Origin of the sequence: Streptomyces sp. NBC_00670, assembly GCF_036226765.1 — a bacterium.
Lineage (GTDB): Bacteria > Actinomycetota > Actinomycetes > Streptomycetales > Streptomycetaceae > Streptomyces.
In genome coordinates this window covers 6,661,870-6,675,824 of the sequence record NZ_CP109017.1, presented here as the reverse complement: position 1 = coordinate 6,675,824, position 13,955 = coordinate 6,661,870, and the positions used below count along the sequence as shown (strand labels likewise).

Genomic DNA, 13,955 nt, shown 5'->3' with positions numbered 1-13,955 from the left:
ACGCCCAGCTCAACAACCTGCGCCGGCTGCGCGAGGCGCGCTCCCGGCTCGGGCTGCGCGCGGCGACCGACGCGATGGTGGACGGCGGCCATGCGCTCCACTTCGAGGTGCCCGACGGCTCCGACACCGGGGTCCGCCGGGTGCGGCTGGTGCTGGGCGCCACCCGGGACACCACCCCCCGGCCCGGCACCACCGGCATCCCGCAGAGCACCCACCGGCGGATCCTCGCCGGCATCCAGACCATGGGCCTGGCACAGGCCTCCGACGGCGACAGCGAGCAGCGCGGCGAGTCCTACGGCGGCTCGCTGGGCCCCATGGGCAGTGTCAGTGCGCCCACCGCCAACGAGTGGGGCACCTTCGGCTTCGGCGGCGACTACCAGTACGGCCGGCAGATCACCCAGGGCGACAGCGTGGGCGGGGTCACCGGGCACGACCAGTTCTTCATCGGCACCGGCCAGGACAGTCACGAGTTCGAGATCCCGGTACTGCTCACCCTGGACCTCTACGCCGACGACACCGGGCGGCCCACCCATCGGTTCGGCACCGACGTCAACCGGGTGCCGGGGTCGCCGGTCGCGGGCGCGCCCGAGGTGCGGGGCAGCGTCAGGCTGGCGGTGCCGGAGGGCCGTACCACGCTGCGGCCGGCGGGCCGCACCGCCCGGCCCGCGCCCGCCGCGCGGGCGGACGGCGCCCCGCGCACGCCGAACGCCGTGGACAGACAGCGGCTGGAGATGACCGACGCCACCAGCGGCGCCCCGGTCGCCGACGTGGTGCGGGTGCCGGACGACGGGCTGATCGACACGGTGCGCGGCGCCGCCGCCATCGAGTCGGTGCTCCAGCGGGCGGCCGGTGACATCCGCCGCGTGGCACAGCCGACGCCCGCGGCACCGGCCCCGGCGTCCGGGACCGTACCGACGACCGGCACGGCCACGACGACCGGCACCGCCCCGACCACGGCGACCACCGCGACGACGGGAACGGCCGCGACGACCACGGGCACGACCGGGACCGGCCCGACGGCCGCCACCGCGCAGACGTTCGCGCAACTGCTGTCTCCGCTGGCCGGTCCCGCACTGACCGACCTCACCACCCGGACCGCCGAGGCCCGGCACGCCGCGATCGCCCCCGGGAGCCTGATCGCCCACGGCCACCAGCTGTTCAAGAACACCTACGTCGTGGAGGGCCTGACGCTGCCCGGGCAGCAGGGCGACGGGCAGTACTCCCTGGAGATCCGGGCCGTCGCCCACCACGGGCGGGTGCTGGACAGCACCGCGCAGTACCTGGAGACGGGTGTCGCCGCGACGGACAACGCCCAGCAGCTCAAGTCCCTCGGCAAGTCGCACCAGTTCGGCTTCTCCGGGGTGGTCTCGCAGAACGCGCCCACCGTCCCTGCGGACTCCGGGAACGCGGCCGGTCCGAACCAGACCACCGGCCCGGAGTCCGACGGCGCGGTCTCCACCAGCGGGCCGCACCGCATCGCCAAGACGTTCAAGGGGCTGTTCAACCCCTCCGGCCGCTTCGGTTACGTGGCGCGCACCGACGCCTCCGACACCCTCTCCTCCAGCACCGCCGTCAACCGCGTGCCCACCGAGAGCGGCACCCTGCACCGGGTGGTCGCCGACGTCACCTACCTCGTGACCGTACGGGCCGGCACCCGTGGGGTGGGGGACAACACCGGGTTGCAGGGGCCGATGGACCCGATCACCTACGCCGTGGACGTGCCGGACGGGCTGCAGTTCCTCATGACGCACGGCCAGCTGGCCCGGGACGCCCAGTGGCTGGGCTTCGCCTCCGCCCTCACGGCGAGCGCGCCCGCCCCGCTCGCGACGGGCCTCGCGCTGCCGGGTCCGTACGCGCGGAACCGGGAGCTGCGGCTGGGCGGGGTGCTGTCGGTCAGCGAGTTCGAGGCGGTGCCCCGGCCGCGCGCCGGCACCACCGCGATCCCCATGACCAACCGGTACCGCAGGCAGCGGCGCGGCGAGGTGTACCGGCGGCTGGTGGACCTCGTGGAGCGCGAGGCACCGGGGGCCACGATCCCGGGTCACCCGGGCCACCAGGCGGGCGTGAACGCCCGGCTGGCGCAGCTCAGTTCGACCGCCGGGCTGCGCGGTCTGCCCGGGCGCGGCCCGGACGGCACCCCGCGCCGGGCCACCACCCGTTTCCACTTCCGCCACCACGGCTCCGGCGGCGAGCGGCTGGTCGAGGTCACCCTGACCGCCCGGCCGCGCGCGGGGCAGGCGCTCAACGCCGTCACCGGCACCTCCCGGCGGGGCTCGGGGCTCGAACAGTGGCAGTCGCACACCGCGTCCGGGCGCAGCACGGTCCGCGCCACCGTGCGGCAGAAGCAGCTCCCCGTCTCCCTGACGGGCCGTTACCAGCGGCCGCGCAACCCGGCCCGGGTGGACCGCACGGCGCCGGTGCTCTCCGCCGCCGCGGTGACGAGCCGGTCGGCGCGGCGGGCGGCCACCGTCGAGAACCGGTTCTGGCTGCGCACCGACAACGGCGCGGACTACCACGGACTGGAGTACGACTACGTCCTCTCGGTCCGCTCCGCGCTGGTCGCCGACTGGCCGCTGAACGTGCCCGGCGGAATCCTGGAGAACATGGCCGTCTCCGTCTCCGAGGCGCGGCGGAGCGGACGCAGCCCGTTCGAGGAGCTGTTCTCCCGGGGCGAGCCGCGCACCGAGGTGGTCCCGGTCCGGCTGAGCCTGCGCTTCACGGGCTCGGAGACCGCCCCCTCGGACGGCACGGCGGCGCCGACCGCCGCGTCGGTCGTCTCCACCGTCGACCCGCGCAACCGGACCCTGCCCGCCCCGGCCTCGACCCCGTACCTCGCCGACCACCAGATGTTCAGCCCGACGGGTCCGACGCCGGTCTTCGCCTTCGACGGCTGGGGCCAGCTGGAGTCCGCGCTCCAGCGGGTCGCGCCGCAGCCCGGCAGCCGCTGGCACGCACAGGACACCTCCGTCTCGCTGGAGGGGCGCGCGGTACGGCTCGGCCAGCTCCTCCAGGCGGGCCGCCTCCCGCTGGACCGCACCCGCCTGGTCAGCGACCTGACCCGTCGCATGCCGGGCAGCCGCCCCTTCGAGTCCGCCCCCGAGCAGACGCCCGCCCTGACGCTGAGCCTCTACAACCCCCGGCGCAGCAGCCACGCCAACGACATCACCCTGGACCAGCTGCACAACACCGTCGACACGGTGGGCACCATGGCCGGCGCCGACCACGCCCTCGGACTCGGGGTCACCGAACTCCTCAGCGCCGAGGACACCAACCACCACATCGCCGGTCTGTCCGTGCCGCTCGTCCAGTCGCAGGTGCGGCCGTCCTCCTTCGGCGGCAACATCTCCGGCGGGCGCCGCGAGTGGCTGAAGAACGGCAGCACCGCCGCCCCCGCCGACGGCTCCCGGGGCACCCGCAGTTACCTCCTCGACGTCGACGCCCATGTACTCGTCGAGGGGCCCGAGGGTGTCCTGCACGTCACCGGCACGCTCACCCTGCGCGTCGAGGAGCGCGACGCGCTCGGCCACGGCCTGATCACCGCCGGCGACTCCCCCACCGGCGTGTACGACCTGCCGGCCGTGCTGCCGGGCTGGGCCACCGACCCCGTCGAGACCCTGCCCGGCGGGCTCGACGCCGCCCTGCCGCCCGGCACCACCGGGGTCCAGCTCTGGGCCGCCCTCGGCCCGGACACCGACGGCGAACGGCTCGGCCGCGCCCTGTACACGGCCTCCCGCGCCGCCGTGCTCGGCAACCGTCCGGTGGAGCTGATGACCCGGGGTCCGGAGGGCATCCGCCGCTGGGCGTTCACCCCGCGCGGCCACCTCCTCGCCGACCCCGCGGCCGACAGCGACCTCGCCGACGCGTGGGGCGACTTCCACAGGGCGGCCGAGACGCTGCACGGCGCCGCCGACACCCTCGCCGACGCGCCCGGCCGCATCGACCGGCTGACCCGTTCCCTGTACGACGCCGACCGGCGGCACGTCGACGCCGACGAGCGGCTGCGGGCGGCGCGGGACGCCGTCGAGGCGGGGACCCTGGCGAAGAAGCGGGCCGAGCAGCGGGCGGGACGCGCCTCCCGGGCGGCCCGGGCGGCCGAGCGTCAGGTCACCGCGTTGCGGGGGCAGCGGTCCCGGGCGGAACAGGTGGTGGCCGCCCTGCCCGACGCGGTGGCGGCCGACGAACGGCGCGAGACGGCGATCCGCGCCAGGCTGCGGGAGGTGCGCACCGCGCTCGCGGAGGTACGGGACACCGTACGGGCCGAACGGACGGAGGCCGCCCGGGCGGCGGCGGAGGCCGCGAAGGGCCGGGGCACACCGGCCGGGACGCCCGCACCCGACGTCACCGACGTCGGCGACGATCCGCGGGTGCGGGCCGCCGAGGCGACCGTCGCCGACGGCGAGAAGGCGCTGAAGCAGGTCACCACACGCCTGGAGACCAACCGGAAGACCCTCGCCGACGCCCGTACCGCACTGAGCACGCTGCCGCAGCGGATACGGCAGGCCGAGGGCGTCCGGACGGCGGCACGCGAGCGGTACGCGGCGGAGGTGGCGACCGCGCGCCGCCTGACCGCGGACCTCCGCATCGCCGGGACACGCGAGGCGCGGGCGACGGTCCGGACCGCCCGGGCGCGGCGCAAGGTGGGGCGGCGCACGGCGCAGCGGGTCGCCACCGTGGTGGCGCAGCAGCAGGCGGCCCGGGACCTGACGGACACCCCCGACCTGCTGACCGACCTCGCGGTGGCGCTGCGGCCGCACGCCCCGGCGCCGGAGCAGTCGCTGCGCACCACCTTCGCCACCACCCCGCCCCGCTGGCCCGCCCCCGAAAGCGAGTTCGCCCCGCTCCCGGCGGCCGGACAGACGCACACCCCGGGCGCGGTCGTCCCCAAGGCGAAGCCCAAGCCCGCTCCGAAGACCACCGGCACGGACACCAGGACCGAGACCAAGGCCAAGGAGGCGCCCAAGGCCAAGGCCCCGGTCAAGGGCACCACCACGGTCCCGAAGAAGGACACGGGCAAGGACAAGGGCAGCGGCGAAGACAAGGGCAAGGCCGCGGTCGTCCCGCCCGCCGGCACCACGCCCACGGCCTCCCCGTACGTGGACGCCGCCGGGCACGCCGTCGAGACCCCCGGCGACGGCTACTGTCTGATCTACGCGGCCATCGGCAGCGCCCCCCGCGTCGTGGGCTCACGCCTGGCCGCCACCCCCGGGTTCAACCCGGGCGCCGCCGCCTGGCTGAACCAGCCGGCCCTGGTCCAGCAGGCGCTGCGGGACCTGGCGACGGTGCCCACCGGCCCGGCCGGGCAGGCCGCGGCGACCAGGCTGCACTACGTGCGGGACGCGCTGCGCGGCCTCGTCGAGCAGCGGCTGACCGCGCTCGCCACCCCCGGCACCACCGCGCCGCCCCCGCTGTCCCCGCACACCGTCAGCCAGCTCCGCAGCGGTCTCGTCGCCCCGTACGCGGCCCGGGTGAACAGGATGGACGACGCCGCGCTCACCGCCGAACTCACCAGGTTCGGGCTGCACGGGCTCACGCGCGCGGAGCAGATGTCGCCCTTCGACCTCCACACCCGGTACGCGCAGGCCGTGACCGCGCCGGGCGCCGCACCGGCCCCGGCGGGCAGCCCGCCGAGCAACCGCCAGATGTTCGCCTACCTGCGCGCGCAGAACGCCCTGCCGACCCTGGCCCAGCTCGATCGCGCCCAGCGCCGCGCCCTGCTCATCGCGCACTACCCCGAGAGCACGCTGCCGCTCTTCCCCGACGAGACGAGGGTCCTGCGGTCGGCGGTGCGGAACTGGGACACGGCGTGGGGCGGCCCGATCGGCGACACCTTCCTGCCCCTGCTCGCCGACGTACTGGGCGTCGCCGTCGACGTGTTCCAGCCCCTCTCCGCCGCGACGGCCGGCGTCTCCGCCACCGGCAGGGCGCGCGGCATCGTCAACCGCTACGGCCCGGCCACCGCACCGCAGACGCTGGAGGTGCACTACACCGGCCTCAACCACTACAGCGCGAGCACCACGACGCCCACGACCACCACCCACACGACGTCCAGCGCGCCCCGGCACGCCGACGACGCCCCCAGCACCCAGCCCAACGGCCGCCACCGCCCCACACCGAGAAACCGCAACCAGGAACCCGCCCCCCGCATCACCAAACCCGTCGCCAAGGGCACCTGGTCCCACCTGCGCCCCCACGCACCCCACGCCACCCTCCACACCGAACGCTTCGACCCCCACGCCGACCCGACCGCCAACCCACCCGAGCCCGGCAAACTCTCCGGCGCCACCACCCTCATCCGCGCCGACGTCCGCCGCATCCAGACCACCGACAACACCTGGATCCGCGACTACACCCTCAACCTCCCCACCACCGGCCTCACCAAAGAACAACGCGACACCCTCAACGACCGACTCACCCGCCTCGCCGACACCCACCTCAACAACGGCCTCGCCCTGCCCACCTCACGCGACCAGTTCCACCTCACCATCACCCTCCACAACGACCCCACCCACCCCGAAGCCATCAACCTCACCGACACGGCCAACCCCACCCGGGCCAACCAACGCCACTTCGACCTCAACCACAGCGACGCCGACCTCCTCCACGAACTCCTCCACTACCTCGGCCTGCCCGACGAACAACGCGACAACGACTTCCTCTTCCGCAACCACCCCCACAGCACCGCCGTCCACACCACCGGCCTCATGGCCACCACCGACGGCAACCAACCCTTCCAGATCCCCCACCGCTACCTGGAAACCATCGAAAACGTCACCGCCGCCACCAACACCCCCCTCCACGACCACACCGGACAGAACACCGACACCCCCGCCCTCAACCCCGACAAAGCGCCCCACCCCGCCACCGAACCCCCCACCTGGCCCACCTCGCAGGCACCCGTCGCCGCACCGTCCTCCACGTACGTGCTCGCGTACGGTGCCCAACTGGACGGCAATGTGGGCCTGGTGTACCTGGAGCCGTTGCCGCCGGCCGTGGTGGAGGGGCTGCACGAGCAGATCCTCGGTGCGCTCGGGCTGGCGGGGGCCGCGGCCGATCATCCGGTGCGGGAGCAGTTGCGGACGGTGGCGAGCGGTGCGGAGCTGGTGCTGAACCTGCCGTATCTGCGCGGGAGTCTGGGTCACCGGATCACGGTGCGGGTGAACGGCAGGGACCGGACCGTCGACGTACGGATGCGGCTGGACACCCCGGTGGCGGCGGCCCGGTACGGGCAGTACGAGGGCGGCGAGCGGGACGTACGCGTGGAGCGGCGTGGCATCGGCACCCAGGAGTCGGTGGCCTCGGAGGCGTCGGGCACGGTCCGTACGCTGCTGCTGCCGTGGACCGGGCTGTTCCCGGTGACCCGGGCGATTCCGGTGCGCGGGGTGGATGCCGCGCTGTCGCTGGCGATGGCGCTGAACCAGTTGTCGTCGACGGCGTCGGTGACGACGGTGGTGCAGGCGACGTCGGCGCAGCGCAGCAATGAGCCGTCGGAGCCGTACGACTTCACCGCCCGGTTCGAGGTGCGGACCGACACCCCGAGGCTGGCGCCGCCGGTGACGTGGGGGGCGCCGCGGGCGCACGGGCAGGTGACGTTCTGGTTCCCGCAGCATCTGGCCTTCGACGAGGAGGGGGAGCTGCCGCAGGCGGCCGGCCTGGACGATTCGCCGGTGTGGGGTGTGGACACGGTGGCGGAGCCGCACCGGCTGCTCGCGGAGGCGCTCGGTCACTTCGCGGCGGAGCTGGGGTCGCTGGACGAGGACTCGGTGGCGCAGTTCGAGACGTTCCTGTCGGAGCCGCTGCTGGCCGGCACCCTGCCGATGCAGCGGGACCGGGGGGTGTTCTCGCCGGTGCTGCTCGACTCGTCGGGGCGCGCGGTCGGCATGTTCCAGTTGCTGACCCGGACGGTCGTGGGCGACCCGCTGCGGCGGAGCGTGCCGGGGAAGATCAACCTGGAGAGTCATCTGACGCAGGTGGTGAAGCTGGACGCGCAGTCGGCGTTCACCAGCGGGGTGACGCTGTCCGGGAGTGTCGGTCCGGCGCTCACCGGGGACCACGCGGAGGGGCATCCGGACGCGATGCGCCGGATCGGCGGCAACGTCCTGGGGCGCGCGGCGGTCCAGGCCAACGCGCACCAGTCGCTGGCGCAGAGCGGCAGTGCGGCGCTGATGCACGCGGTGCGCAGCAACCGCGGTCATCTGCTGGCCCCGGTCGAGGTCCGGCACACGCTGGTGCTGCATCTGCCGGGCGGCGGGCGGAAGGAGTTCGCGCCGGGCCGCTGGCCGCGGGGGATGCATCTGCGGCTGCTGGCCGCCGAGGATGCCCTGGGGCACGTTCCCTCCGCGGAGGAACTGCGGCGGCTGCCCGCGGAGTTGGAGCATCTGAGGTCGATCGGGACGACCGCGACGCCGCTGGCCGTGGAGGGCGCCGATCCGCTGTTCGGCCATGCCGAGACATGGCTGCGCCGCGAGGGCTTCCTGCCGCCCGAGACGCACGCGCGCAACCGGGTGCTGCCCGACGAGGCGCTGGTGCAGGCGCAGTTGAACAATCTGCGGCTGTTCGAGCAGGCCCGTTCCGAGGTCGGCACGCGGGCGGCGACGGACGCGATGGTGGACGGCGGGCACTCGCTGTTCCTGGAGCTGCCGACGGCGACCGGGACACGGCGGGTGCGGCTGGTGCTCAGCGCGGTGCGGGGCACGGGTCCGAGCGTGCACACGCGGGTGCTGCCGGACGTGCAGGGCATGGGTGTGGCGTCGCTGTCGCTCGGGGGCAACGACCACAAGGGCTTCACGGTCGGCGGGTCGTACGGCGCGGGCGGCACGTTCGGGGTGCCGGTGCGCAAGGGCGCCTGGACGGTGGGCGGCAGCGGCGACTGGGTGGGCGGTCACCAGGAGCGGCACGACCACAGCGTGCAACTGTCGGTCGGGCACGATCAGTTGTTCATCGGCAACGGGGAGGGCCAGCGCAGCGAGGTGTTCGAGGTGCCGGCCGAGCTGGCGCTCGACCTGTACGAGGGCCCCGGGGACGATCCGGCGGTGCGGTTCGCGCACCACACGGTGCCCGCCCCGTACGTGCCGCCCGGCGCGCCGCCGGCCGCCCCGGCGGGTCCGCCGCCGGACCGGGTGCCGGGCACGGTGCGGCTGTCGGTGCCGACGCACCGTACGCTGCCCGCCGCGGCGCCCGTTCCGGCCGCGCCCGCGCCGCACACCGTGCGGGCGGCCACGACGGCCGACGAGGATCTGCGGAAGCTGACCGACGACGCCGGCCGCCCGCTGCCGGGCACGGTGCTGCTGCCGGACGACGCGATGGTGGAGGTGTTCGGGGCGTCGGCCGCCCTGGACGACGCCTTCCGCGCGGTCCTCGGCAACACCTACCCGGGCCATCCGGCGCGCGGTCTGCTGGACGACGTCCGGGACGCGGCGGCGGAGTACACCCCGGCGGTGGTGGCGCGGGCCGGGCGGGCCGTGGGCGAGTCGCTGGCCGGTGCGTCGGCCACCGATCCGACCACCGTGGCCGCGCAGTTGCTGACCGCCGCGCGCAGCCCCGTCGTCCTGCCGGCCCGCGCCCACCAGGTGTTCAAGGGCGCCTATGTGGTGGAGGGGCTGGCGCTGCCGGGGCTCGCCGCGGACGAGGTGATCTCCGTGGAGATCCGGGGCGTGCTGCGCAGGCCGCGCGGGGACGGGGCGGTGCCGCAGTACTACGAGACGGGGCTCAATGCCGCCGACGGGGCCGCGCAGCAGCGGGGCACGGTGCGCAGCGGGCAGTTCGCGGGCGGTTTCCAGGCGGTCCACAGCACCTCGTCCTCGCGCACCCCGGCGGCCGACCAGGCGGCGGGCAACGACTTCGACGGCGTGCTCGCCGCCCGCTCCGACACCCGGGGCCAGGAGGCGGGCGAGGGTACGGCGGAGTCCGCGTCCCGGCCGCGGGTCCTCAACCCGTCGGCGCGGGTCACCCGCACCGGGCGGCGTGAGAAGTCCCGGGCGCTCGCCTCCTCGACGGCCGTGTACCGCACCGCCACGGAGAGCGGCGACCAGCACCGGATCACGGCCGACGCGACACTCCTGGTGACGTTCCGGCGGGGCCGCCGCAACGCCGTCGGCAACGCGGTCGGCATGGGCGAGGGCCGTGCGGTGACGGTGGCGGTGGACGTGCCGGACGGGGTGCGGTTCCTCGCGACCCCGGCGCAGATCCGGCGCCACGCGGCCTTCTTCGCGTCGGTGGCGGGGCTGACGGTGCCGCCGCCCGTGGTGGGTTCCGTGCCGCTGCCGCGCCGCTATCTCGCCGGCCGTGAGGTGGGGCTCGGCAGTGTGCAGGCGATGAGCGAGTTCACCGACGCCACGCGCACGGTGCAGCGGCCCGATGTGCTGCGCGGACGGTTGCTCGACCTGGTGGAGCGGGTGGCCCCGGGCACCACCCTGCCCGGGCACGCCTCGCACCTGCCGGGCGTGGCCGCGCGGATCGCCGACCTCACCTCCACGGCGGGGCTGCGCACCCTGGCCGGGCGCGGCCCCGGCCACAGCCAGCGGTTCCACTACCGGCACGTCGGTTACGGCGGCGCCCGGCTGGTCGAGGTGGTGCTGCGGGCCGAGCCGGACGCCGACGACCACGCGCTGCGGGCGCTGCGCGGGCACCCGTCGGCGTCGGGGGCGGGCATCGAGCAGTTCCTCGCCCACACGCCGTCGTCCGTGACCGACGCCACCGCCCGCAACGTCCGGCACGCGGGGTTCGTGCAGTTGCAGGGGCGGTTCCCGCGGGTCACCGGCGGGCCCCGCACCGACCGGTCCGGCGCGCTGCTGACCGGTGAGACGGTGCGCGGCAACGCGGCGCGGGCGACCCGTGCCGCCGAGAACCGCTACTGGCTGCGCACCGACAACGCCGCCGACTTCGACGGCGTGCCGTACCGGATCGTCGCCGAGGTGCGCTCCACGCCCATGACGGGCTTCCTGGAGCTGCCCGGCAGCATGTTCCAGCACGGCATCCTGAGCCTGACCGACGCGGACACGGCGCTCGCCGAGCGGATCGCGCACGTCTTCCGGGGCCGCCCGGCCCGGAGCACCACCGTGTACACCGCTGCCGCGCTGCGCTTCACCGGCAGCGAGACCGGCGAACCCGCCCCGGTGGAGACGCCGTTGGCGGTCGGCCTGCACACGGCGCGCCCGGCGGCGGTGGGCGGGCGGCGGTTCACGCCCGGCGGCCCCGCGCCGGTGTTCGCCTTCGACGGCGGTGCCGAACTCGCCACCGCGCTCTCGCAGGTGGCCCCGGAGCTGACGCGGTCCTGGCAGTCGCTGGCCGCCTCGGACTCGGCGGACGCCACCGCCGTGCGGGTCGGCGAGCTGATCCAGGCGGGCACGCTCTCCCTCGACCGGCCGCGCGGACCGGCCGGCCTGACCACCAGGATGCCGGGCGCGTACCCGTTCCAGGGCCCGCCCGGCACCCCGCCCCGGCTCACCGTGGAGCTGTTCCGGCCGCGCCCGGTCACCGACACCGGGGACGTCACGCTGGACCGGCTGCGGCTGCCCACGGTGAGCGCGGGCTCCTCCTCGTACGCGGGGCTGACCGGCGGTCTGGCGTTGCAGGGCGGCTTCGCGGCCACCGACGACAACCGGCACGTGGTCGGGTTCACGCTGCCGCTGCTGGCCCGCCAGCCGCAGGCCCCGGGCCCGGGCGCCGCCGTCAGCGGGACCCGGCGCAACTGGCTCAAGCAGGGCAACACCGCCGCCGCCGAGGGCAGCCGCGGCAGCCGCAGCCACGAAATCCTCGTCGACGCGCTGATCACGGTGCACGGCCCGGACGGCGACCGGTACGTGACCGGCACCGTGCGGATGCGGCCCCGGGAGCGCGACGTGCTCGGGTTCGGGGTCACCGCCGGGCGCACCGACCCCGGCGTGTTCGACGGCGCCTCGCTGGTCCGCGAGGCCGCCGACGCGCAGGTCCGTGCGGCCGACGGCCGGGACGACGCGCGCGCCGACGAGGTGCTGCGGGACTGGCGGACGGTGCCGCTGCGCGAGCTGCCGGGGCTGCTGGCGGACGGCGTCCGGGCGGGCGAGGGCCGGGACGACACCACCGTGCAGCTGTGGCTGGCCACCGACGGCGGCGCGCCGCAGACGGCGCGCGCCCTGTACGCCGCCTCGGGCCTGGCCGCACGCCTCGGCCGGCCGGTCGAACTGGCGCTGCGGGACGGGGACGGCCTGCGCTTCCGGCGGTTCGACGCCGACGGGGAGCCGGCGGAGGTCCCGGCGCCGGCCGCCGCTCCGGCCGCGGCTCCCGCCGACGACGGTGACGCCGACGGCTGGGCGGGCGTACGGGAGCAGGTGCGCGCCCTGGAGGAGGCCGGGCGCGCGGAGGCCGACGCGCGGGCGCGGGAGGCGGGACTGCAGACCCGGATGCCCGGCCTCGTCCGGACCCGGGACGACGCCCTGCCGCCGGTGACCCACGCGGCGGCGGAGCTGGCCGGTGCCCGCACCGCCGCCGACACCGCCCGCGACGCCCGTACCGCCGCCGAGCGGGCGCTCACGGCCGCCGAGCGCACCGACGGCGAACGGCGGCGCCGCGTCACGGAGTTGACGGCCGACGTGGCCGACAGCGAGACCCGGGTGACGGCGGCGGACGGCACCGCGCGGGCGGCGCACCAGGCGGTGACGGCGGCCGAGGCCGCGCTCGAGACGGCGGAGCGTGCCCTGCGAGAGGCCACCGCCGCGGCCTCCTCCGCGCGGGGCGGCGGCTCCCGGCGCAGTACGAGCAGCTCCTCGTCGGGCGGTTCCGTCACCCGGCGTACGGCACGCCGGGACGATGCCCGCACCGCGCTGGCCGCCGCCCGGACGGCGGCCCAGGACGCCGACCGCGCCCTCGACGCCGCCCGGCACGTCGCCGAGGACGCCGCGCGCCGGCTCGGCCTGGCCCGCGACGCGGCCCGCGCGGCCGCCGCCGGTCTGGAGCGCGCCCGGCGGGACGCCACGGCGGCGCTCGCGGACGACCGGGCGGCCCGCACCGCGCTCACCGCGGCCACCGGCCGCCACGACGCGGCCGTCGCCGCGCGGGACGCCGCACAGCGGGCGGTGGACGCGCTCCAGAACGAGATCGCGCACGCCCTCACCGAGCAGACCCACCAGGCGAACCTCCAGCGGACCGCCCAGCGCACCCTGACGGACCGGGTCGCCCTCCTGGAGGCGGACAGGGCGGCGGCCGGCGACGGCACCGTCCCGCTGCCGACCGACTCGCTCGCCTCCACCCCGGCCGCCTGGCCCCACCGCACCCCCCGCCCCGCACCGGCACGGCTCACCCCGGGGACGGGCGGCGAGGTGGCGGAGTCGTCGGACTCGGAGGACGAGGCCGAGGCCGAGGAAGCCGAGGACGCCGAAGAAGTCGAGGAGGTCGACGAGGACAGCGAGGACAACGAGGACGGTGCGGACAGCGAGGACGAGGACGGTGACGGCGGCGAGGGGGCCGGCCCCGTCGTCCCCCGCGGCGAGCGCCCCGACTCCTTCGTCCGCTCGCTCTCCCGGCTGCTGACCGCGTCCGGCGCCGCCCCCGCCTGGACCCGCGCCCGCGACCCGCACGGCGCGCTCCGCGACTGGGCCCGCGCCGACGTGTCCGCGCACGGCGCCCCCGGGGACGCGGCGCTCCCCGGCCCCGACACCGAGGTGAGCAACGAGCGCCTGGAGAGCATCGACGCCCTCACCGACGCGCTGCGCGCCCAGTCGATCCTCCAGGGCGTGCTGACCGTCGCGGACGCGGGCCTTGACGAGGCCGCACGCCTCGCCCTGGTGCTGGACCGCCCCGACTCCCCCGCCTACATCTCCACCCTGGCCGCACTGGTGGCCCGGGAGACCGGACGGCCGGTACGCCTGGTCCTCCCCGGCGGTGACGTCCGCGCCTACGGTCCCGAGGAGGGCGCCCCCCTCACCCTGTACTTCGACGGCGAGAGTTTCTCGACCACTCCCCCCGCCCCGGACGACGACTGA

Annotated in this window: 1 protein-coding gene (running past one end of the window); it reads left to right on the top strand. The window is 76.1% G+C overall.

The features are described from left to right. Nucleotides 1-13,955, top strand: the final stretch of a protein-coding gene (locus OIE12_RS29340; protein WP_329140488.1) for a hypothetical protein. 22,450 nt of this gene lie to the left of the window's left edge; 13,955 of the gene's 36,405 nt are visible here — the last part of the coding sequence; its start codon lies beyond the left edge, outside the window; it ends in the stop codon at nt 13,953-13,955.